General features: G+C 61.2%; 17 protein-coding genes and 1 tRNA gene. 11 read left to right on the plus strand and 7 right to left on the minus strand.

The window, feature by feature from the left end; translation table 11 throughout:
- Positions 1 to 4: 4 nt before the first annotated feature.
- From DNK10_RS06960 to mobA, 4 genes are all read right to left on the minus strand, one after another.
- Entirely contained in the window at positions 5 to 1,438 is a 1,434-nt protein-coding gene (locus DNK10_RS06960) for an MFS transporter (protein ID WP_131191024.1), read from the minus strand.
- Between the two features lie 543 nt (positions 1,439 to 1,981).
- A tRNA-Pro gene (locus tag DNK10_RS06965) sits at positions 1,982 to 2,058 on the minus strand.
- A 107-nt stretch (positions 2,059 to 2,165) separates the two neighbouring features.
- Positions 2,166 to 2,387 carry a YgdI/YgdR family lipoprotein gene (locus DNK10_RS06970; RefSeq protein WP_131178388.1) on the minus strand — a complete coding sequence of 74 codons (222 nt, stop codon included), beginning with the start codon at positions 2,385 to 2,387 and terminating at the stop codon, positions 2,166 to 2,168.
- 109 nt (positions 2,388 to 2,496) lie between these two features.
- On the minus strand, positions 2,497 to 3,069 hold the full coding sequence (gene mobA, locus DNK10_RS06975) for a molybdenum cofactor guanylyltransferase MobA (RefSeq protein WP_131178387.1): 573 nt from the start codon (positions 3,067 to 3,069) through the stop codon (positions 2,497 to 2,499).
- Between the two features lie 68 nt (positions 3,070 to 3,137).
- On the opposite strand from mobA, the gene moaB reads away from it, so the two are divergent.
- The 5 genes from moaB (at position 3,138) to DNK10_RS07000 (ending at position 7,819) form a co-directional block, all read left to right on the plus strand.
- A complete protein-coding gene (gene moaB, locus DNK10_RS06980) occupies positions 3,138 to 3,677 on the plus strand; it encodes a molybdenum cofactor biosynthesis protein B (protein ID WP_131178386.1) in 540 nt (179 codons plus the stop codon).
- Complete coding sequence (locus DNK10_RS06985; protein WP_131191025.1) at positions 3,674 to 4,885, plus strand: molybdopterin molybdotransferase MoeA; 1,212 nt, start codon at positions 3,674 to 3,676, stop codon at positions 4,883 to 4,885. Before moaB ends, DNK10_RS06985 begins: the two co-directional genes overlap by 4 nt.
- A gap of 106 nt (positions 4,886 to 4,991) precedes the next feature.
- Positions 4,992 to 5,888 (plus strand): lipid kinase YegS, encoded by an 897-nt coding sequence (gene yegS / locus DNK10_RS06990; RefSeq protein ID WP_131191026.1) that lies wholly within the window; start codon positions 4,992 to 4,994, stop codon positions 5,886 to 5,888.
- Positions 5,889 to 6,027: 139 nt separating this feature from the next.
- A complete protein-coding gene (locus tag DNK10_RS06995) occupies positions 6,028 to 6,957 on the plus strand; it encodes a chemotaxis protein CheV (RefSeq protein ID WP_131178383.1) in 930 nt (309 codons plus the stop codon).
- A 61-nt stretch (positions 6,958 to 7,018) separates the two neighbouring features.
- A complete protein-coding gene (locus DNK10_RS07000; RefSeq protein ID WP_131178382.1) occupies positions 7,019 to 7,819 on the plus strand; it encodes an MOSC domain-containing protein in 801 nt (266 codons plus the stop codon).
- A 165-nt stretch (positions 7,820 to 7,984) separates the two neighbouring features.
- Here DNK10_RS07000 and DNK10_RS07005 read toward each other — a convergent pair whose 3' ends face one another.
- Positions 7,985 to 9,910: a transglycosylase SLT domain-containing protein gene (locus DNK10_RS07005; protein ID WP_131178381.1), complete on the minus strand. Its 1,926-nt coding sequence runs from the start codon at positions 9,908 to 9,910 to the stop codon at positions 7,985 to 7,987.
- A gap of 379 nt (positions 9,911 to 10,289) precedes the next feature.
- Between DNK10_RS07005 and DNK10_RS07010 the strand changes: the two genes are divergently transcribed.
- A complete protein-coding gene (locus DNK10_RS07010; RefSeq protein ID WP_131191027.1) occupies positions 10,290 to 12,215 on the plus strand; it encodes an ATP-binding cassette domain-containing protein in 1,926 nt (641 codons plus the stop codon).
- 99 nt (positions 12,216 to 12,314) lie between these two features.
- Here the strand turns inward: DNK10_RS07010 and DNK10_RS07015 are convergent, their stop codons facing one another.
- The gene (locus DNK10_RS07015) at positions 12,315 to 12,758 is read right to left on the minus strand and encodes a universal stress protein (RefSeq protein ID WP_131178379.1); all 444 of its coding nucleotides are present in this window, start codon (positions 12,756 to 12,758) and stop codon (positions 12,315 to 12,317) included.
- 87 nt (positions 12,759 to 12,845) lie between these two features.
- Here DNK10_RS07015 and DNK10_RS07020 point away from each other — a divergent pair, with 87 nt between their 5' ends.
- The gene (locus DNK10_RS07020; protein ID WP_131191028.1) at positions 12,846 to 13,283 is read left to right on the plus strand and encodes a hypothetical protein; all 438 of its coding nucleotides are present in this window, start codon (positions 12,846 to 12,848) and stop codon (positions 13,281 to 13,283) included.
- Positions 13,284 to 13,318: 35 nt separating this feature from the next.
- On the opposite strand, the gene DNK10_RS07025 is transcribed toward DNK10_RS07020, so the two are convergent.
- A complete protein-coding gene (locus DNK10_RS07025; RefSeq protein WP_131191029.1) occupies positions 13,319 to 14,137 on the minus strand; it encodes a hypothetical protein in 819 nt (272 codons plus the stop codon).
- A gap of 869 nt (positions 14,138 to 15,006) precedes the next feature.
- On the opposite strand from DNK10_RS07025, the gene fadB reads away from it, so the two are divergent.
- From fadB to topA, 4 genes are all read left to right on the plus strand, one after another.
- Positions 15,007 to 17,154, plus strand: a complete 2,148-nt coding sequence (gene fadB, locus DNK10_RS07030; protein ID WP_131191030.1) for a fatty acid oxidation complex subunit alpha FadB — start codon at positions 15,007 to 15,009, stop codon at positions 17,152 to 17,154.
- Between the two features lie 30 nt (positions 17,155 to 17,184).
- The gene (gene fadA / locus DNK10_RS07035) at positions 17,185 to 18,360 is read left to right on the plus strand and encodes an acetyl-CoA C-acyltransferase FadA (RefSeq protein WP_131178374.1); all 1,176 of its coding nucleotides are present in this window, start codon (positions 17,185 to 17,187) and stop codon (positions 18,358 to 18,360) included.
- 146 nt (positions 18,361 to 18,506) lie between these two features.
- Complete coding sequence (locus tag DNK10_RS07040; protein WP_131178373.1) at positions 18,507 to 18,743, plus strand: DUF1653 domain-containing protein; 237 nt, start codon at positions 18,507 to 18,509, stop codon at positions 18,741 to 18,743.
- A 266-nt stretch (positions 18,744 to 19,009) separates the two neighbouring features.
- Positions 19,010 to 21,616, plus strand: a complete 2,607-nt coding sequence (gene topA / locus DNK10_RS07045) for a type I DNA topoisomerase (protein ID WP_131191031.1) — start codon at positions 19,010 to 19,012, stop codon at positions 21,614 to 21,616.
- Positions 21,617 to 21,655: the final 39 nt, after the last annotated feature.

Here is a 21,655-nt window from a genome sequence, read left to right on the forward strand (position 1 = left end):
CGCTTCAGTTAGCCCCGTCAGGTACCTGCGAGCGAACCTCGTCTGCGGCTGAAGTCGGGAAGCAAATGGCTGCCAGAACGGCCAGCGCCCCTATGCCCATCGCGATGAATAACGCCCATTGATAGCCCACGAACGCCGTGGTGCCGCTGGACGTGTCGGTCGCGACCCCCAGCATCGTGACGCTCAGCTGTGCGCCAGTGGTGGCCCCGATATTGCGGATCACGTACATCAACCCGCTGATTCCGGCGGCTCGGTCAATGCTGACGGTGCGTACGACAACACTCAGCATTTCCGACAATGCGAGCCCGGTGCCCAGGCCAATCAACGTCATTGCGATGAGAACCTGTGTTCGGCTGCTATCCATAAGCGCAAGCAGCAGCAACCCGAGCACAAGTGCCAGCATCCCCAGAATCATGACCAGGCGAGGGTTGGTCAGGCGCTCAAGACGACTCACCAGCGGCGCGATGGCACTGGAGGCGATACCGAACGGCACCAGATACATGCCAATCTGTTCGACCGTCGCGCCTAGACCGTATCCACCGGCCGGATCCGCCTGCACAAACAAAGGCACTAGCACGTAGGCGGAAAGCGAACAGAATCCGACCGCGAAGGCGATGAAGGCGCTGATGTATACGCGGCGATCCTGAAGCAGAGTCAGATCTACCAGCGGACAGGATGTCCGCTTTTCGTGAGCGACCCAAAGCGACATGCCAACCGCGAAGACTGCGAATAGTCCAAGCACCGGAAAAGCCGTCCAGCCTTCGTCGGGCGCCAGCGTCAGGGCGAGCAGCAACCCGCTCAGGCTGACTGCCAGGAGAAAGCCTCCAAGCCAGTCCACCTGTTTATCGCCGTGACTGGCAGGTTGCAGATCGCTTCCTTGCTGCAGAACGACCATCACTAGTGTGCAGCCGATCAAGGCGAGCAACGGCAGCCAGTAGATGGCCTGGTAACCGAAGTTCGCCACCAAGGTGCCAGCTATCAGCAACCCGAGCAGCGTGCTCAGGCAGATGGCAACCATCACCATTCCCACTCCAAACGATGCGCGATCCCTCGGCATCAGTTCCTTGACCAAACCAAGACACAGAGGAACCAAGCCGAATCCGACTCCCTGTAGTGCCTGTCCGATAGCGAGAAAGGTGATCGAGTCGGCCAATGCGGCAAGAACCACACCGAGTGAGGCGATTGTCATTACCCCACAGAATACCCAGCGTTTTTCGTAAAGATCCGCCAATCTGCCAATGAGGGCGGTCGAGACGGCGCCGGATAGCAGCAGACCAGTGAATACCCAGCCAACCTGAGTCGGGGTGATGTTCAACTCGGCACGAATGCTGGGTAACGCGGGAGCAATCATGCTTTCGAGCAAGGAAAACACGAAGAGTCCGAGGATTGCGGTAGTGAGGGTAAGTCTGTTCCGAATCGAGTCGGTTGTATGGGTCATAGCTCTTACTCTGCATTGGAATTGGATTTATCGGGCAGTAGTAAAATCACCAGCACTTCGACGGTGCTGAATAGCGCAGTTACGGTAGCAACGCCGCTTTTTTATTAGGGGTAGGAGTTCGGCCCACCAACATCTTTTGGCGTATCCAGAGCTGATCAGGCTCTACGCCAAATGCATGGCAGAGAACAGCAAGCTCCAACCATGGCGTGCTGTTTATACTACCTATATTTTTCCTAAAGGAAAATATTTTCTTAAAGGATATTTTAATGGTGCTGAAAACCATGGTTTCGCTTTCGTGCAGACAAGGGAGGAGGGGAGAGGGGTACTGCCCGACTCGATGGTCTATCCCCGCTGAGTGGGCACTGATTGAAGGTAAATGGCGGGCACTCGGCGGGCACGCTTTGATGAATCGAGCGTTCCGAGTGCGCAGAGATGCATGTGGCTGCAGGAAGAAGAAGGTGGGATGACAAACAAAAAAACCGGCCACAGGGGCCGGTTTTCTTGGGGTTTCGAGACATGCTAGGACATGTTGAAACTATAAGGTGGTCGGAGAGACAGGATTCGAACCTGCGACCTTCTCGTCCCGAACGAGACGCGCTACCAAGCTGCGCTACACTCCGAATGCGCCGAATTGTACTGAAAAAGTTTTGCAGCACAAGGGGTTAGCGCAAAAATTTTCATCGGGGCGCAGCGTCTGGCGCGTACGCCCACGAAGGGTCAAAGGCGCTTACAGCTCTTTGACGGTGCGAACCTGATCCTTGTTGACCTTGGTGCGCTTGCCATCCAGCTGTTCGAACTCGTAGAAGCCGGTGTCGTCATCGAAGTCAGGGCGATCCACGGTCTGGATTTCCCGGCCATCGTTCAGGGTGATCACCGACGGCGTGGAACAGCCGGCCAGGGTAACCAGGCCGAACGCGAGTAGGAATGCAGCGATAGTCCGTTGCTTCATGGAATGTCTCCTTAAATCGAAGCTGAATGATTACTTTGGCTAAGACGGGCGCATCGAGCCCAAGTTCACCTTATTTATCCACTCGGCCGGCTTGTGTCGCAAGTCCGCTCTATTGAAGAAGCTGCGGTGAATTGACGTTGCTCAGGCGCGGGTCGTCTGACGCACAGATCAGCGCCACGGGGTGATGATCCTGCAGCCAGCGTTGTGTGCTGCGCTGACCCGCCTGCCAGGCCTGCTCCAGAGAGGGCAGCAGGCCGCGTGGAATGACTGCGAACAGTGGCTCCCAGTGGCCGTCACGTTTTGCCATGACCGGGTGTTCGCCGGCCAGCGCCAGCAGGTCGTCGAGCAGTGCTCGGTCGACGTTGGGAGCGTCGCAGGGAAGCACCAGCAGATGAGAGTGGCGAGCGATCTGCAGCGCAGCGCGGATACCGGCCAGAGGGCCTGGATAGTCGTTGCTGTCGTCGCCCACCAGACGGTCGGCGTAAGGCGCATAAGTCTCATGGTTACGGTTGCAGGAGATGATCAGGTCGTCGGTCAGCGGCCGTACCTGGTCGTGCAGCCATGCGATCATTGGTCGCTCCTGCCACTGCACCAGCCCCTTGTCGCGCCCGCCCATACGCTGGCCACGCCCGCCTGCGAGCAGCACCACCGAGAGGCTTTGGGACGGGGCAGGGGTAGGCATGGCAGGGTCTCCGGCGGTGGTGCTGTGGTATAACACCGGCCATTGTTCACGACAACTGGAAGCCTGCCATGAGCCACAAGGCCGATGCGCCATTCGTGCCCCTGAATATCGCCGTTCTTACCGTCAGTGATACCCGCACGCTGGAAACCGATACCTCCGGGCAATTGTTCGTCGACCGCCTGAAAGCGGCCGGTCACAGTCTCGCCGAGCGGGTGCTGCTCAAGGACGACCTGTACAAGATCCGCGCCCAGGTCGCCACCTGGATCGCCGAAGACGTGGTGCAGGTCGTGCTGATCACCGGCGGCACTGGCTTCACCGGACGCGACAGCACGCCGGAAGCGGTGGCCTGTCTGCTGGATAAACAGGTCGATGGTTTCGGCGAACTGTTCCGGCAGATCTCCACCGCCGATATCGGCACTTCGACCATCCAGTCCCGGGCACTGGCCGGCCTGGCCAATGGCACACTGGTGTGTTGCCTGCCGGGCTCTACCAATGCCTGTCGCACCGGCTGGGACGGCATCCTGGCCGAGCAGCTCGATGCCCGTCATCGCCCCTGCAATTTCGTGCCGCACCTCAAGCTTGCTGCTCCCTGCGAGAGCCGCGGATGAGCGAGCAGCATTCGTCGTTGATGCCGGTGGAACAGGCGCTGATTCGCCTGCTGGAGCTGGCCGAGTCAATGCCGATCGAGGGCCAGGAACTCGTCGACCTGGCCGACGCTGACGGCCGAGTGCTGGCTGAACCGATGATCGCCGGTCTCGATCTGCCACCCTGGCCGAACAGCGCCATGGATGGCTATGCGTTGCGTCTGTCCGATTGGCAGGGCGAGGCGCTGCCCGTCAGCCAGCGTATCTTTGCCGGCACCGCGCCCGAGGCGCTGGAACCGGGCAGTTGCGCGCGGATTTTCACTGGCGCGCCGGTTCCGCTCGGCGCCGATACCGTGGAGATGCAGGAAAACGTCAGCCTTGGCGATGACGGTCGCGTGCATTTCAATCAGCCCCTGAACGTTGGTCAGAACATCCGCCCCCAGGGGCAGGAAAACCGCAAGGGTGAAACCCTCCTGGCAGCCGGTACGCGTCTGGGGCCGGTCGAGCTGGGCCTGGCCGCTTCCATTGGCCTGGCGCAATTGCCGGTTCGCCGCAAGCCACGGGTGGCGGTGCTCTCCACCGGCGACGAACTGGTCGAACCGGGCCAGCCGCTGGGCGCCGGGCAGATCTACAACAGCAATCGCTATCTGCTGGTCGCCTGGCTGCGGCGCCTGGGTTGCGAGGTCGTCGATGGCGGCATCCTGGCTGATGATCTGGAGCGCACGCGCGAGGCCCTGGGAGCGTTACAGGATGTCGACCTGATTCTCTCCACCGGCGGCGTGTCGGTGGGCGAGGCGGATTTTCTCGGTATCGCCCTGCGCGAGGCTGGTGAGCTGGCCTTGTGGAAGCTGGCGATCAAGCCTGGCAAGCCGCTCACGGTTGGCGAGTTCCGTGGTTGCCCGGTGATCGGCCTGCCGGGGAACCCAGCGTCCACCTTGGTAACCTTTGCTCTCCTGGCACGGCCTTATCTGCTCCGCCGGCTCGGCGTGCAGAAGGTCGAGCCGCTGAGCTTCGCGGTGCTGGCCGGCTTCGCCTGGACGAAACCGGGGAAGCGTCGTGAGTACCTGCGGGCGCGACTGGAAAACGGGCGCGTCGTGCCTTATTCGAACCAGAGTTCGGGTGTGTTGCGCAGCGCTGCATGGGCCGAAGGACTGGCGGAAGTGCTGGAAGGCACGACTCTGGAAGAAGGCGATAGCCTGCGCTTCATTCCAATGAGTGAGCTGCTCGGCTGAAGCGTGACGTCGATAGTCGGTGAGCAGGTGACGGCAGGCGTGATTATCTCCCCTGCACGCTGTCTGTATGGGCAGTGTCGTTTTCAATCCCGTTTTCGGAGCCGTTATGCAAGAGCGTAAAGCGCTGCTGATCCTTCATGGCAAGCAGTCCCTCAACGAAGAAGTACGCGCTGCGGTCAAGACCCAGCGCGAGCGCGGCTGGGATCTGGCCGTGCGCCTGACCTGGGAGGAGGGCGATTCCCAGCGTCTGGTGGCGGAAGCCTTGCAAGCGGGCTATCGGACGCTGATCGCTGGCGGTGGCGACGGCACTCTGCGAGATGTTGCCGAAGCGATGGCCAAGGTCGAGACGGATGCCAGCCTGGCATTGCTGCCGCTGGGAACCGCCAATGACTTCGCCAGTGCTGCCGGTATTCCGGTTACGCCTGCAGGTGCGTTGGCGCTGCTCGACACACCAGCGCAGCCGATCGATATGGGCGAAGTCGACGGCCAACTGTTCCTCAATATGGCTACTGGCGGCTTTGGCTCCAACATTACTGCCAATACCTCCGAGGATCTCAAACGGGTGCTGGGTGGCACGGCCTATATGCTCACCGGGCTGACCCGCTTCGCCGAAGTACGCTCGGCGTTCGGTCGCTTCAAAGGCCCGGACTTCCAGTGGGAAGGCGAGTTTCTCGCTCTGGGGATCGGCAACGGGCGGCAGGCCGGCGGCGGTCATGTGCTGTGTCCGCGCGCACGGGTCAACGACGGTTTGCTGGACGTGTGCATTGTCCCGGCCGCTTCTGATGTGGTCGGCACGCTCGGCACTCTGTTCTCCGGCGGGCTGAAAGGTATCGAGGGCGTATCGGTCAGCGCTCGACTGCCCTGGCTGGAGATTGAAGCCCCCGAAGGGCTGGATCTGAACCTCGACGGCGAGCCGCGTGAAGGGCGCAGCATGCGTTTCGCTGCACGGCCACAGGCGTTGCGTGTGCATCTGCCGCAGCAGTCGCCTTTGCTGCACGACTAGCAGGTCGTTTTACAACGGTGTGGAGACGCTGGTTTCCCGCTGGCCGCTGGTGCACGATGGCATTGCGCCATGCCGCCTTCAGTAATGTCACGACTGGCCGATACCTTCACATGAACATCACGCCTCACAGGAGCGAATAATGGCCGGTATTCTCGACACCGTTGATCAACGGACACAGCTGGTGGGCGAGAACCGCCTGGAAATCCTGATGTTCCGTCTGGCTGGCCGGCAGTTGTTCGCGATCAACGTATTCAAGGTGCAGGAAGTGCTGCAGATGCCCAAGCTGACGCTGATGCCGCACCGGCATCGTTTCGTCTGTGGGGTGATCCATCTGCGTGGCCAGACCCTGCCGGTCATCGACCTGTCCCAGGCTATCGGCATGCGGCCGATCGTTCCCGATGAGCGCAGCACCATAATAGTCACCGAATACAATCGTTCGGTTCAGGCGTTTCTGGTCGGCGGTATCGACCGCATTCTCAACCTCAACTGGGAATCCATCCTGCCGCCGCCTGGTGGAGCAGGGCGCCACCACTATCTGACGGCCATCACCAAGGTCGATGAGCAACTGGTGGAAATCATCGACGTGGAGAAGGTGCTGGCCGAGATAGTGCCTTACGACACACGCATTTCCAGTGATCGCCTGGCCGATCCGCTGCTGGAGAAAGCCCGCGGTCGTGAAGTGCTGCTGGTCGATGATTCCAGCGTGGCCCTGTCGCAGCTGCGCGATACCCTCTCGCAGCTCGGCATGAAAATGCATATAGCCACCGATGGCCTCAAAGCCCTGCGCATGCTCAAGGCCTGGGCCGATTCCGGGCAGGTGATGACCGACAAGCTGCTGATGATCTTCACCGACGCCGAAATGCCGGAAATGGACGGCTATCGCCTGACCACCGAGATTCGCCAGGATCCGCGTCTGCGCGATCTCTACGTGGTGCTGCACACGTCGCTATCCGGCAGCTTCAACGACGCCATGGTGAAGAAAGTGGGTTGCGACAATTTTCTCTCGAAATTCCAGCCCGACAAACTGGTCGATGTGATTCGCGAGCGTCTGGCGCTAGACGAACACTGACTTGAGCCACGGCGGCGGTTTGCGTATAACCGCCGTTTCGCTCATGTCAGGACGCCGAGCCATGCACCTTTCCTCGCTTTATCGCTTTCCCCTCAAGTCCGCCATCGGCGAGTCGCTACCCAGCCTGCAGCTCGACGGCCTGGGTGTGGTCGGTGATCGCCGCTGGATGCTGGCGGACGCGGAGAACGGGCGCTTCCTGACGCAACGTACCTTCCCTCGCATGAGCGGCCTGCAGGCGCGCTGGAATCAGGTCGGCGGCCTGACCCTCGAGGCACCTGACAGGCCTTCTCTCGATGTCGCGCTGCCGGATCCCGACGAGGCGCTGCGTGGGGTGATCATCTGGCGCGACAGCATGCGCGTACCGGATGCCGGCGACGAGGCCGCGGCCTGGGTCAGTGAATTCATGGGCAAGCCCTGTCGCCTGGTTCACGTGCCGGCGGAACGTGCGCGCTATATCGAAGGCAATGTGACGGGCGACGAGAAAGTTGGTTTTGCCGACGGCTTTCCGCTGCTGCTGATTGGCCAGGCTTCGCTGGACGATCTGGTCGCGCGGGTTGGCCGGCCGCTGGAAATGCTGCGTTTTCGCCCCAACCTGGTGGTGCAGGGCAGTGAGCCCTATGCCGAGGACAGCTGGAAGCGCATTCGTATCGGCGGTGTCGAGTTCACGGTCGCCAAGGGTTGCTCGCGCTGCATCATTACCACCATCGATCCGCAGACCGGGGAGCGCAGCACGGATCGCGAACCCCTGACCACCTTGCGCAGCTACCGCCAGCGCGAGGGCGAGATTCTCTTCGGGCAGAACCTGATCAATCACGGCAGCGGCGAATTGCTGGTCGGGATGCCGGTCGAGGTGCTGGCGTAGGTTGATGGTTCGCCAGTCATTCCTGATGTAGCCCGGGTCGAGCGTAGCGACACCCGGGAGAGATTGCCCCTGGGTATCGCTCTGCTCAACCTAAGCTATGGGCGCGGGAGCGATGCGCGCTCTTTCTTGCCGCTTGAGGCTTGAGGCTTGCAGCTTGCCGCTGCTTCACTGGTCGAAATAGCGTTCGTGCCAACCCACCAGCGGTTGTGGTGCATTGAGCTTGTCGCCGTAGATCACCGCGTAGGACAGCACGTTCTGCACGTACTGGCGGGTTTCATTGAACGGGATGTTCTCTACCCACACGTCGTAGGACAGGTGATCGGCGTCACGTAGCCACTGGCGAACGCGGCCTGGGCCGGCGTTGTAAGCGGCCGACGCCAGTACCCGGTTGCCGTTGAACTGGCCGTAGATCTGGCTCAGGTAGGCAGTGCCCAGTTGAATATTGATGGTTGGCAGCAGCGCATTATTGGGGTTGCTCAGAGGGATGCCGAACTTGCGTGCGGTCTCCTTGGCGGTGGCGGGCATGACCTGCATCAGCCCCATGGCACCGGCGTGGGACTTGGCATCGGCCATGAAACCGCTTTCCTGGCGGGTGATGGCGAACACCCAGCTGGAGTTCAGGCCGCGCTTCTTCGCTTCGGCGGTCAGTGGTTCACGATGGGCCATCGGGAAGCGCACATCGAGATCGTCCCAGTATTTCGCCAGGCTGATGGTACGGATGGCCGGGAAATACCATTCCATGTCGTAGGCCAGGCGGGCCTGGGCCACTAGCTCGTCACGGTCGAAGTGGCGGCTGGCGTGGTACCACTCGCGGCGGCCATCGACGATTTGCCCACGATCATGAAACTCCATCGCACGACGGATGCCGGGTGCGCTGCGCACCTTTTTCATCACGTCGGCGTTGAGCGGCAGTGGCGCGTTTTTCAGGTGATAAGGTTCCTTGACCTGATCGGCAGCCATGAACCCGTAGAAATCGCGTTCCTTGGCCAGGCTCTGGAACAGGGGCTGGGCGGCCTTGCCGTTGGGTTGCGCCAACTGCAGGCTGCGCGCCTGCCAGTAGCGCCAGCGGTTGGTGCTGGCGAGGGATTCGGGCATGCGCTGGATCAGCTTGTAGGCCTCGTCCCAGCGGCCCAGGCGCAGTAGCAGGCGCGCGCGCCACTCGCTGACCGTGTCGTCACGCAGGTTGGGGTCGTATTTGGCCATCACGTCGAGGGCGCGGGGGTCGAAGCGCCGCGCCAGGGTCAGGCCGATTTCGTTGGCGATGGAGACCTTTTCCTGGTCGGAGAAGTGCATGCGCTGGGAATAGCCTTCGAGCAGGCTCAGGGCCTGCTCCGGATCCTGGCGGGCGAGACGGCGCAGACCGAGGCTGACTACATCGCCCATGGCATCGTCTGCCGGTGCGAAACGGGCTGTCTGAGTGAGAATCTGTGGCTTCTGCCCCACTTCCACGAGTAGTTTGCCGTGGTTGCCGAGGGTTGAAAGACCTTTGCTCAGGAACGTGGCCAGGCCGTAATTACGCGCTTCGGCTGCCAGTTTGGTGCGCTGCCAGCGGCGTTGTTCGGTCAGTTGGCCCTCGGCTGCCCAGCGGTCGAACAAACGATCACAGGCTTCAGGTTGCGATTTGCCAACCAGCCAGAGTTTCTCGGCGCTGGCATAGCCTTCGGCGGTCTGGCCCTGGTTGAGCTGGCGCTGGCCGTTGAGGCAGTCGAGTTCGGTGAAGTTGAGCTCCGGATCGTAGTACTTGGCGAAGGTCTGCCATTCGCCGCGCTCGGCCAGCCAGCGCAGCCAGCGCAACTTCATCCAATTGGCCTGAGGCAGATCGCCATGCGCAGCGAGGAAGGCTTCGATCTCGTCGTTGCTGGCCCACTTCAGACGCGCGGTAAGTTCTTCATACGCCAGATAAGGCGTCAGCGGATAGTCGCGCAGGGCGCTGGCGTAGCGCTGATAAGGACCTTTGTCGCCCTTCGCAAGAGCGGCCTTGGCCTCATCGTAATATTGGCGTTGCTGGGTCAGGCTCGCCGCCTGGCTCAGGGTTGCCGTGGTGGCGCAAAGAATCAGGCAGGACAGCAGGCTGGGCAAACGACAGCGCATGGCACTTCCGGGGGATCATCTCGTGAGCGGGCGCGATCTGGCTGATGCCGGTCGCTCGATGCGCCCTTGGGGCGGTTGCCGTTCAGCGCAGCAGATTCCGGGTGCGTTGACGACAACGGGCGTTAGCTTAGCCTTTTGCCCGCTTGACGCGAAAGGGCCGCTGCGCCCCGGCGCATGTCTGTTTATGTCACATCGACCGCCGGTGCGTACGGCCTGACAGACGCCGAGGGCCTTCTCGGTTAGAATACGCGCCCGGTTTTTGGCTGGCGCATGCGCTGGCCAGATCAGTTTCGTGGTGGTCGGCCACGCGGCGAACCCATTGGCTGCGTTCGCACACTCTTTTCGCCCATCACCCCAGCGTATTGTCGAGGCAACTCCCATGACCCTGCTCAAGTTCACCGATGTTTCCCTGGCCTATGGCGCCATGCCGCTGCTGGACAAGGTGTCTTGGCAGATCGCCCGTGGCGAGCGGGTGTGCATCATTGGCCGCAATGGCACCGGCAAGTCCAGCATGCTCAAGCTGGTCAAGGGTGATCAGAAGCCCGATGATGGCGCAGTCTGGCGCGCCCCGGGGCTGAAAATCGGCGAGCTGCCGCAAGAGTTGCCGGTGGCCGATGGGCGTACCGTGTTCGACGTCGTCGCCCAGGGGCTCGATGGCGTCGGCGAGTTACTCGCGCAATACCATCACCTGGCGCAGAACTGCGTCACCGAAGACGACCTGAACAAGCTGATGCACGTTCAGCAGGATCTCGAAGCCCGTGACGGCTGGCGCCTGCAGCAACTGGTCGACAGTACCCTGAGCCGTTTGCAACTGCCTGCGGACAAGACCCTCGCCGAGCTGTCCGGTGGCTGGCGCCGCCGCGTGCTGCTGGCCCAGGCGCTGGTCAGCGAGCCGGATCTGCTGTTGCTCGACGAGCCGACCAACCACCTGGACATCGGCGCGATCGCTTGGCTGGAAGAAGCCCTGAAGGACTTCCAGGGCGCCGTGCTGTTCATCACCCACGACCGTTCCTTCCTGCAGAACCTGGCCACGCGCATTCTCGAACTGGATCGTGGCGGGCTGATCGACTGGAATGGCGACTACGCCAGCTTCCTGGTGCACAAGGAGGCCATGCTGGCCGCCGAGGAAACCGCCAACGCGCTGTTCGACAAGCGTCTGGCCCAGGAAGAAGTGTGGATTCGCCAGGGCATCAAGGCCCGGCGTACCCGTAACGAAGGCCGTGTGCGGGCGCTGAAGGCTCTGCGTGCGGAGCGCAGCGAGCGCCGTGAGCGCACCGGCAAGGCCAACATTCAGCTCGACACCGCGGAGAAATCCGGCAAGCAGGTGATGGTGCTGGAAAACGTCAGCTTCGCGCACCCGGGCGGCCCGTTCCTGATTCGCGATTTCTCCATGGTGCTGCAGCGCGGCGACCGTATCGGTCTGCTGGGCGCCAACGGCACCGGCAAGACCACCTTGCTGAAACTGATGCTCAGCGGTCTGCAGCCGACCAGCGGCAAAGTGGAAGAGGGCACCAGGATCGATGTCGCCTATTTCGATCAGCTGCGCCATCAGTTGGATCTGGAAAAGACCGTTATCGACAACGTCGCCGAAGGCCGCGACTTCATCGAGATCGATGGGCAGAATCGTCACGTGCTCAGCTACCTCGGCGATTTCCTGTTCAGCCCGCAGCGTGCCCGTACGCCGGTCAAGGCGCTGTCCGGTGGTGAGCGCGCGCGCCTGTTGCTGGCCAAACTGTTCAGCAAACCCGCCAACCTGCTGGTGCTCGATGAGCCGACCAACGACCTCGATGTAGAAACCCTCGAACTGCTCGAGGAGGTGTTGCTGACTTTCCAGGGCACGGTACTGATGGTCAGCCACGACCGGGCATTCCTCGACAACGTGGTCACCAGCACCCTGGTCTTCGAAGGTGAGGGCAAGGTGCGCGAGTACGTTGGCGGTTATCAGGACTGGCTGCGTCAGGGGGGCTCGCCTCGCCTGCTGGGTGTCGGCGAGACCAAATCGGGCAAGGCTGAGCTGGGTTCCGCTGTGGTCGAGGCGCCGGCCCCGGCACCCGTTGCCGAGCCGGCAGACAATGCTCCCGTGGCGAAAAAGAAACTCAGCTACAAGCATCAGCGCGAACTGGATGCCATGCCTGAGCAAATCGATGCGCTGGAGCAGAAGATCGCCGCACTGGAAGGTCAGGTCGCCGATCCTGCGTTCTACCAGCAGCCCAGCGAGCACACCTCGGCGGTGCTGGCGCAGTTGCAGGCGCAGCAGGAAGAACTGGAGCGGCTGGTCGAGCGCTGGGCTGAACTGGAAGGCTGATGAGGACTGCTGGGGCGAAGACAATTCACCTCGGCCCACCAGCAGATAGCTGATGCTACGACGCCGGGCTTTTGCCCGGCGTCGTTCACTACAGATCGGTTAGGCCGACGGCTTCTTCAGGCTGACAGCCAGCACGTCGCAGGGCGCGCCATGCAGTACGTCATTGGCGGTCGAGCCGAGTAGCAGGGCCAGGCCATGACGGCCGTGGCTGCCGACGATGATCAGGTCGCAGCGCTGCTCGGAAGCCAGGCGATGAATTTCCTGGCGTGGCTGGCCATAAGCCAGATGGCGGTTTTCGGGAGTGAGCTGAGGGTGCTTGAGGGCGAAGGCGTCGAGGCGCTCCTTGGCCTGCTCGAACTGCTGTTGTTGCAGCATCGACAGATCCATCGGTACGTCGCCGCCAAAAGCCATGGCCATGGGTTCGACGATATGCACCACGGACAGTTTCGCCTGGGTGCTGCTGGCCAGAGCCTGGGCGCGCTTCATTACCGGGTCGCACTCCTCGGTCAGGTCGACGGCGACCAGAATGTGCTGGTAGGACATGAGATTGTCTCCTTCAAGGGTGACCAATGATTTCAAGTATGGCTGATTTGAGCATTTACCACAGGTTGCGCACACGAGATAGAAATTATGACGGGATGGATCGTTGTCGCCTTACTGGTAGTTGCGCTCAGCCCTCTGGTCTGGTTGGTGCCATCGCGGCGTCAGCGTGGCCAGATGGATGTTCGCCTGCAGGCGCGACGCATGGGGCTGGCGATGCAGCTGGCGCGCGAGGAGTGGCCGTACTGGATGAGCAAGACGCCGCCCAGCCCCTGCCCGCAATACCATCATCCGCGCCCCCGCGGGCGGCAGGACAGCTGGTGTTACTGGCAGAGCGAACCGGGCAAATGGCTGAACAAATGGCAGGAGCCCTGCGCGGATGTGTCGCTCGCCGAGCAGCTCGGCACCTTGCCGGGTGATGTCTACAAGGCCGAAGCCAGCGCGCAGATGATCGCTCTTTTCTGGGGGGAGCGCGCACAGCCGGAATCGTTGCAGACTATTGCGACATTCCTCAAGGCTCGTGCCTGAGCGCTTCGCGTTTCGCTGCGGCGCGTTGCTATCGGTCACGATCGGCCGCCTTGCTCGTAAAGGTCGGTGACCTCCATCAGCCCGTGGATGATGCTGTCCGAGTACTTGTTGACCAGAAACGGAACGCTTTTCTCGTTGTAGTTGCGCAGAGAGTTCTCGATATAGCGCCACTTGGTCAGCACCCCGTCCAGAGCCGAATTGATCGCTACGCTGTTGCCCGGCAGGCTGCGCAGCGCATCCAGGCGGCTGGAAAAGTCGGCCACCAGCTCCTCGATAGGCCGCTCGGCGCTATCTCCGGAAAAACTGGCCCCCACCGACGCACTGCGTGCGGCGTAGCTCACCGCGAGACTCTGCATCAATAGGCTGAGCTGCCGCGTGTCCGCTGTCTGCTCGGATATTGCGTGGGTGTCTGCATGCTGCAGCGCCTCATGGAGCGCCTGGCAGGTCGCCAAAACCTGCCGGTTGCGAGCCGCCATGTCGGCGACCGGTTGCAAGTCCGTGTAGCCCTGCTTTCCCAGCGTGCTCATTAGCGCCGTCAGCTCCTGGTCATAGGCTTGCCATTCCTGTTGCAGTTGGGCTTGCAGGCGAGCCGCGCCGACGTCAGGCATGTTTGCCAGTTTCTGCAGCTGTTCACTGGCCTCTCGGCGAGACTCGTCGATCATCCGCGCATAGCGCTGATCGCCTTCCATGCTGTTGTACATGTAGAAGTCGCCCAGGCTCTTCTGCGCAGCCAGGTGCATGCGCAGCAGATGCTGCAGGTGAGGAGACGTTTCGGCGGCAGCAGCCAAACCAGGCAGCAGCAGAAGGGTGGCGAGCAGGGTATGCAAAGAGATGGCGCGCAGGCGTTTCGGCATGCTGGAACCTCGGTGAAGACACGTCGTTATTGTTGTTTTGGTCATTCGGCGTCAGCCGAATCGCGCGACTTTAGGGTCTATTGGCGTTTCAGCGCAAGCCGCGTTGCCGCGAGAAATCACGCCAGGCGAGGCGGAGGACGCAGGGAATGGCATTCCCTTTTCAAGTCCTCCAACGACGCATGGCGTGATTTCCCGCGCAACCCGAAGGGCTCCGACGCGGTCGTGCTGAAACGTCAACAGACCCTAGTCGCCGTGTTTGATTTTGGCTAGCGATACGCATCGGCTGGATCATGTTGGCCGAATGATGCGTTATCGACGCCAATGATCGGTTTTTCGCAGCAGGCTTGTTCGATCACCGTACGCTGGTAGTGCACGCTGCAAGTGACTACAGAACGCCAATTGACAATTACCGGCTTTTCCGTGAAGGTGTGCTCACCCAAATCAAACGGGCGTATGAATTGAGTGTTTGCCTGTTCGGCAATGCCCAATCCAGTCCGAATATCGCATCGGTGGGTAGCGGATTTTCGTCTACGGTGTTTTGTGGCGTGAGTTTGCTGGATAGGGTCTGTTGGCGTTTCAGCGCGACCGCGCCGGAGTCAGTTTTTGCGCGAGGTAAGGCACGAGGTGCGAAGTTTGGCTGGCCAAATGAGTCACCGAGTAACGCAGCATCGCGCAAAAACTGACCCGGCCCATGGGTTGCGCGAGAAATGTCGCCATGCGTCGTTGGAGGACTTGAAAAGGGAATGCCATTCCCTGCGTCCTCCGCCTCGCCTGGCGAGATTTCTCGCAGCAACGCGGCTGTGCTGAAACACCAACAGACCCTAACTCCGGTGTGTACTGTTCAGATTCCCTAGCGTGGAGATCAGTTGATGATTTACGAAGGTAAAGCCATCACGGTTAAGGCTCTTGAAAGCGGCATCGTCGAACTCAAGTTCGACCTCAAGGGTGAGTCCGTCAACAAGTTCAATCGTCTAACCCTGAGCGAGCTCCGTCAGTCCGTCGATGCGATCAAGGCCGATGCCTCGATCAAAGGCGTGATCGTCAGCAGCGGCAAGGACGTGTTCATCGTCGGTGCCGACATCACCGAGTTCGTCGACAACTTCAAGCTGCCCGAAGAACAGCTGGTCGCCGGCAACCTGGAAGCCAACAGGATCTTCAGTGATTTCGAAGACCTGGCGGTGCCCACCGTCGTGGCGATCAATGGCATTGCCCTGGGCGGTGGCCTGGAGATGTGTCTGGCCGCCGACTATCGGATCATGGCCGAAGGCGCCAAGATCGGTCTGCCCGAGGTCAAGCTGGGTATCTACCCGGGCTTCGGTGGTACCGTCCGCCTGCCGCGTCTGATCGGTACCGACAACGCCGTCGAGTGGATTGCCTCCGGCAAGGAAAACCGTGCCGATGCTGCTCTCAAGGTCGGTGCGGTCGATGCCGTGGTCAGCGCTGACAAGCTACAGAGTGGTGCGCTGGATCTGATCAAACGCGCGATTTCCGGTGAGCTGGATTACAAGGCCAAGCGTCAGCCCAAGCTGGAAAAACTCAAGCTCAACGCCATCGAGCAGATGATGGCCTTCGAAACCGCCAAGGGTTTCGTCGCTGGCCAGGCCGGGCCGAACTATCCTGCGCCGGTCGAAGCGATCAAGAGCATTCAGAAAGCCGCCAACTTCGGTCGTGACAAGGCGCTGGAAGTCGAAGCCGCCGGTTTCGCCAAACTGGCCAAGACCTCGGTAGCGGAAAGCCTGATCGGCCTGTTCCTCAACGATCAGGAGCTGAAGAAGAAAGCCAAGGCCCACGACGCTATCGCTCAGGACGTGAAACTGGCCGCGGTGCTGGGTGCCGGCATCATGGGTGGTGGTATCGCCTACCAATCGGCGTCCAAGGGCACGCCGATCCTGATGAAGGATATCCGCGAAGAGGGTATCCAGATGGGCCTGAACGAGGCTGCCAAGCTGCTCGGCAAGCGCGTCGAGAAGGGCCGCATGACTGCCGCGCAGATGGCCGACTCGCTGAATGCCATTCGTCCGACCATGTCCTATGGCGACTTCGCCAATGTCGATATCGTCGTCGAAGCCGTGGTCGAGAACCCCAAGGTCAAGCAGGCCGTGCTGGCCGAGGTAGAGGCAGCGGTCAAGGAAGACACCATTCTGGCGTCCAACACCTCGACCATCTCCATCAGCCTGCTGGCCAAGGCGCTCAAACGCCCGGAAAACTTCGTCGGCATGCACTTCTTCAACCCGGTGCACATGATGCCGCTGGTCGAAGTCATCCGTGGTGAGAAATCCAGCGACAAGGCGGTGGCCACTACCGTGGCGTACGCCAAGAAGATGGGCAAGAATCCGATCGTGGTCAACGACTGCCCGGGCTTCCTGGTCAACCGCGTGCTGTTCCCGTACTTCGGTGGCTTCTCCAAGCTGCTGAGCTTTGGCGTCGACTTCGCGCGCATCGACAAGGTCATGGAAAAGTTCGGCTGGCCCATGGGCCCGGCTTATCTCTCCGACGTCGTCGGCATCGACACCGGCCACCACGGTCGTGACGTGATGGCCGAAGGCTTCCCGGATCGCATGGCGGTCGAAGGCAGGACAGCGGTCGACGTGATGTACGAGGCCAACCGCCTGGGTCAGAAGAATGGCAAGGGCTTCTACGCCTACGAGACCGACAAGCGCGGCAAGCCGAAGAAAGTCACCGATCCCGAGGCTTACGAGCTGCTCAAGTCGATCGTGGTCGAGCAGCGCGAGCTGAGCGACGAGGACATCATCAACACCATGATGATCCCCCTGTGCATGGAAACCGTGCGCTGCCTGGAGGACGGTATCGTCGAGACCGCCGCCGAGGCCGATATGGGCCTGATCTACGGTATCGGTTTCCCACCCTTCCGTGGTGGCGCGTTGCGCTACATCGACAGTGTCGGGGTAGCCGAGTTCGTGGCCCTGGCCGACAAGTACGCCGATCTGGGCGCGCTGTATCAGCCGACCGAGAAACTGCGTGAAATGGCCAAGAACGGCCAGACCTTCTTCGGTTAATCGCGCAACGATTGGAGCGAGAGTGAATTTATGAGCCTGAATCCAAGAGATGCAGTCATCGTCGACTTCGGCCGTACCCCAATGGGTCGTTCCAAGGGCGGCATGCACCGTAATACCCGTGCCGAAACCCTGTCGGCGCAGCTGATCAGCAAGTTGCTGGAGCGCAACGACAAGGTCGACCCCAAGGAAGTCGAAGACGTCATCTGGGGTTGCGTCAACCAGACCCTGGAGCAGGGCTGGAACATCGCCCGCATGGCCTCGCTGATGACCCAGATCCCGCACACCAGCGCCGGGCAGACCGTCAGCCGTCTGTGCGGCTCGTCGATGAGCGCCCTGCACACCGCCGTGCAGGCGATCCAGACCGGTAACGGCGACGTGTTCGTGGTCGGTGGCGTCGAGCACATGGGCCACGTCGGCATGATGCATGGTGTCGACCCCAACCCACACCTGTCGCTGTACGCCGCCAAGGCATCCGGCATGATGGGCCTGACCGCCGAGATGCTGGGCAAGATGCACGGTATTACCCGTGAGGCCCAGGACAAGTTCGGTGTGCGTTCGCACCAGTTGGCCCACAAGGCTACTGTCGAAGGCAAGTTCAAGGACGAAATCATCCCGCTGCAGGGCTATGACGAAAACGGCTTCCTCAAGGTCTTCGACTTCGATGAAACCATCCGTCCCGAGACCACCCTGGAAAGCCTGGCCGATCTCAAGCCGGCGTTCAATCCCAAGGGCGGTACCGTCACGGCGGGCACCTCGTCGCAGATCACCGATGGCGCCTCCTGCATGATCGTGATGTCTGCCCAGCGGGCTCAGGATCTTGGCATTCAGCCGATGGCGGTGGTACGTGCCATGGCGGTGGCGGGTGTGGATCCGGCGATCATGGGTTACGGCCCGGTACCGTCGACTCAGAAAGCGCTCAAGCGCGCCGGCCTGACCATCGACGACATCGATTTCGTCGAGCTCAACGAAGCCTTCGCTGCCCAGGCCCTGCCTGTGCTGAAGGATCTCAAGCTGCTCGACAAGATGGAAGAGAAGGTCAATCTGCACGGTGGCGCCATCGCCCTGGGCCACCCGTTCGGTTGTTCCGGAGCGCGTATCTCCGGTACCCTGCTGAACGTGATGAAGCAGAACGGCGGTACCTTCGGCGTCGCGACCATGTGCGTTGGGTTGGGCCAGGGGATCACCACGGTCTTCGAACGCATCTGACATTCAGGTGGTTGCACAACCGGGGCTCCTGCCCCGGTTTTTGTTTTTTGGCCTGCCGTTCCTATCCCGTCGGTGGCTTCGTCGTGTCGCCGGAAATCGCGGCCGATCTTTTTATCGAACGAAAAATATTTCCAGGAAATTGAATGATGTCGCTGCAACCCGGTCTCTACCGTCATTACAAAGGCCCCGAGTACCGTGTGCTGGGCGTGGCCCGGCATTCCGAGACGGAAGAGGAAGTCGTCGTCTATCAGGCGTTGTACGGCGAATACGGTCTCTGGGTGCGGCCGCTGGAGATGTTCCAGGGTGAGGTGGAACTGGACGGCAAGCGGGTTCCACGCTTTGCTTTTGTCGAGGCCGAGGCAAGCGTTCTGCGCCGCCCCTGAAGCCGCTTCAAAAAATACTCGCCCTTGACCTCGAGTTGACCGCCACTATATATAGCGGGGCCAAAGCAGGTCGCAGGACACTTCTGGTCTGTTGGATAACCACGAGATCGATGTGATACAAGCGGCAGCGCCACGCTTTTAGGTGTTCGCTCTGTCGGGCGAGCGCTTTCATCGTCGATGCGGTGCGCGTCGAACCGATACGCCCAACAGTTTTTTCAGATACTTGCTCGCCTTTCAATTACCGAATTTCAGGAATTTTCCAATCCATGGGTAAATCGCTGGTCATCGTGGAATCCCCGGCCAAGGCCAAGACCATCAACAAGTACCTGGGCAGCCAGTACGTGGTGAAGTCGAGCATCGGCCACATCCGCGACCTCCCCACCAGTGGCGGGGCGGCCGCCAAGGAGCCTGCCAAACGCGGCAAGGCTGCCGCCGGCGAAACGCCAGCCCTGTCGCCCAAGGAAAAGGCCAAGCGTCAGCTTTTCAACCGTATGGGGGTCGATCCCGAGCACGGCTGGAAGGCCAAGTACGAGATCCTGCCCGGCAAGGAAAAGGTGGTCGAGGAACTGCGTCGCCTGGCCAAGGAAGCCGACACCATCTATCTCGCGACCGACTTGGATAGAGAGGGGGAGGCCATCGCCTGGCACCTGCGCGAGTCCATCGGTGGCGATGACAGCCGTTACAAGCGTGTGGTGTTCAACGAAATCACCAAGAAGGCCATCCAGGAGGCGTTTTCCGCCCCGGGTGAGCTGGATATCAATCGGGTCAATGCCCAGCAGGCACGACGCTTCCTCGATCGTGTGGTGGGCTACATGGTCTCGCCGCTGCTGTGGTCGAAGATCGCCCGCGGCCTGTCTGCCGGCCGTGTGCAGTCCGTTGCGGTGAAGCTGGTGGTCGAGCGCGAGAAGGAAATCCGCGCGTTCGTACCCGAAGAATACTGGGAAGTGCACGCCGACCTGGGCACCGCCAAGGGTGCCAACGTGCGCTTCGACGTGGCCCGCGAGAACGGTGCTGCCTTCAAGCCGCTGAACGAAGCCCAGGCCATGGCCGCGCTGGCGACCCTCAAGGCGTCGAGCTACAGCATCGCCAAGCGTGAGGACAAGCCGACCAGCAGCAAACCATCGGCGCCGTTCATCACCTCCACGTTGCAGCAGGCCGCCAGCACGCGTCTCGGCTTCGGCGTGAAGAAAACCATGATGATGGCCCAGCGTCTCTACGAGGCGGGCTACATCACCTATATGCGTACCGACTCCACCAACCTGTCGGCCGATGCCATCGAAATGGTGCGCGGTTTCATCGACGGTGAGTACGGCAAGAAATACCTGCCGGAGAAGGCTAACGTCTACTCCAGCAAGGAAGGCGCTCAGGAGGCGCACGAAGCGATTCGTCCGTCCGACGTCAACCTGCGTCCGACCCAGCTGTCTGGTATGGAGCGTGATGCCGAGCGCCTGTACGAGCTGATCTGGCGCCAGTTCGTCGCCTGCCAGATGCCACCGGCCGAATATCTGTCGACTACCGTTACCGTTACTGCCGCCCAGTTCGAGCTGCGCGCCAAGGGCCGTATCCTCAAGTTCGACGGTTACACCCGTGCGCTGCCGCAACTGAGCAAGCCGGGTGACGACGCCGTGCTACCGGAAATGAAGGAAGGTGAAGCGCTCAAGCTGATCAAGCTCGATCCGAGCCAACACTTCACCAAGCCACCGGCGCGCTATTCGGAAGCCAGCCTGGTCAAGGAAATGGAGAAGCGTGGTATCGGTCGCCCGTCCACCTACGCAGCGATCATTTCCACCATTCAGGATCGTGGCTACGTGGCGTTGCACAACCGCCGTTTCTATTCGGAAAAAATGGGCGACATCGTTACCGAGCGCCTTGGCGAAAGCTTCTCCGACCTGATGGACTACGGTTTCACCGCCGGTATGGAAGAGAACCTCGACGACGTGGCTCAGGGCGAGCGCGAGTGGAAACACCTGCTCGACGAGTTCTACGGCGACTTCAAGAAGAAGCTGGAACTGGCCGCGGACGGCGACAATGGCATGCGTGCCAACACGCCGACCCTGACCGATATTCCCTGCCGCGATTGCGGCCGGCCGATGATGATTCGTACCGCCTCGACGGGCGTTTTCCTCGGCTGCTCGGGCTATGCCCTGCCGCCGAAAGAGCGCTGCAAGGCCACGGTCAATCTGGTACCCGGTGACGAAATCGCCGCGGATGACGAGGGCGAGTCGGAGTCGCGGGTATTGCTTGGCAAGCATCGCTGCCCGATCTGTGCGACCGCGATGGACGCCTACCTGCTGGACGAAACGCGCAAGCTGCATATCTGCGGTAACAACCCGGATTGCGCCGGCTACGAGATCGAGCAGGGCCAGTTCCGCATCAAGGGTTACGAAGGGCCGAGCCTGGAGTGCGACAAGTGCGGCAGCCAGATGCAGCTCAAGACCGGTCGCTTCGGCAAGTTCTTCGGTTGTACCAACAGCGAGTGCAAGAATACCCGCAAGCTGCTGCGCAGCGGCGAGCCCGCGCCACCCAAGATGGATGCGGTGAAGATGCCGGAGCTCAAGTGCGAAAAGGTCGATGATACCTACGTGCTGCGTGACGGCGCTTCAGGGCTGTTCCTGGCCGCCAGCCAGTTCCCCAAGAACCGCGAAACCCGTGCGCCCCTGGTGCTCGAGCTGATCCCGCACAAGGACGAGATCGATCCGAAGTATCACTTCCTGATCGATGCGCCGGCCAAGGATCCTGAAGGCCGCGCTGCGGTCATCCGTTACAGCCGCAAGACCAAGGAGCAGTACGTGCAGACTGAGGTGGACGGTAAGCCCACCGGTTGGAAAGCGTTCTTTGACGGCGGCAAGTGGAAGGTCGAAGACAAGCGTTGATCTGCGCTGGGCACGCTCCGCTGGAGTGTGCCTGACGCC

Source organism: Phytopseudomonas daroniae (assembly GCF_004327275.1).
Classification (GTDB): domain Bacteria; phylum Pseudomonadota; class Gammaproteobacteria; order Pseudomonadales; family Pseudomonadaceae; genus Aquipseudomonas; species Aquipseudomonas daroniae.

Bases quoted from the DNA above. Each gene is read 5' to 3' on its own strand.
- DNK10_RS07005 (WP_131178381.1), bottom strand. From the start codon at position 9,910: ATGCGCTGTCGTTTGCCCAGCCTGCTGTCCTGCCTGATTCTTTGCGCC.
- moaB (WP_131178386.1), top strand. From the start codon at position 3,138: ATGAGCCACAAGGCCGATGCGCCATTCGTGCCCCTGAATATCGCCGTT.
- topA (WP_131191031.1), top strand. From the start codon at position 19,010: ATGGGTAAATCGCTGGTCATCGTGGAATCCCCGGCCAAGGCCAAGACC.
- DNK10_RS07000 (WP_131178382.1), top strand. From the start codon at position 7,019: ATGCACCTTTCCTCGCTTTATCGCTTTCCCCTCAAGTCCGCCATCGGC.
- DNK10_RS07010 (WP_131191027.1), top strand. From the start codon at position 10,290: ATGACCCTGCTCAAGTTCACCGATGTTTCCCTGGCCTATGGCGCCATG.
- DNK10_RS07025 (WP_131191029.1), bottom strand. From the start codon at position 14,137: ATGCCGAAACGCCTGCGCGCCATCTCTTTGCATACCCTGCTCGCCACC.
- DNK10_RS06960 (WP_131191024.1), bottom strand. From the start codon at position 1,438: ATGACCCATACAACCGACTCGATTCGGAACAGACTTACCCTCACTACC.
- DNK10_RS06995 (WP_131178383.1), top strand. From the start codon at position 6,028: ATGGCCGGTATTCTCGACACCGTTGATCAACGGACACAGCTGGTGGGC.
- yegS (WP_131191026.1), top strand. From the start codon at position 4,992: ATGCAAGAGCGTAAAGCGCTGCTGATCCTTCATGGCAAGCAGTCCCTC.
- DNK10_RS06985 (WP_131191025.1), top strand. From the start codon at position 3,674: ATGAGCGAGCAGCATTCGTCGTTGATGCCGGTGGAACAGGCGCTGATT.
- mobA (WP_131178387.1), bottom strand. From the start codon at position 3,069: ATGCCTACCCCTGCCCCGTCCCAAAGCCTCTCGGTGGTGCTGCTCGCA.
- DNK10_RS07015 (WP_131178379.1), bottom strand. From the start codon at position 12,758: ATGTCCTACCAGCACATTCTGGTCGCCGTCGACCTGACCGAGGAGTGC.
- DNK10_RS06970 (WP_131178388.1), bottom strand. From the start codon at position 2,387: ATGAAGCAACGGACTATCGCTGCATTCCTACTCGCGTTCGGCCTGGTT.
- fadB (WP_131191030.1), top strand. From the start codon at position 15,007: ATGATTTACGAAGGTAAAGCCATCACGGTTAAGGCTCTTGAAAGCGGC.
- fadA (WP_131178374.1), top strand. From the start codon at position 17,185: ATGAGCCTGAATCCAAGAGATGCAGTCATCGTCGACTTCGGCCGTACC.
- DNK10_RS07020 (WP_131191028.1), top strand. From the start codon at position 12,846: ATGACGGGATGGATCGTTGTCGCCTTACTGGTAGTTGCGCTCAGCCCT.
- DNK10_RS07040 (WP_131178373.1), top strand. From the start codon at position 18,507: ATGTCGCTGCAACCCGGTCTCTACCGTCATTACAAAGGCCCCGAGTAC.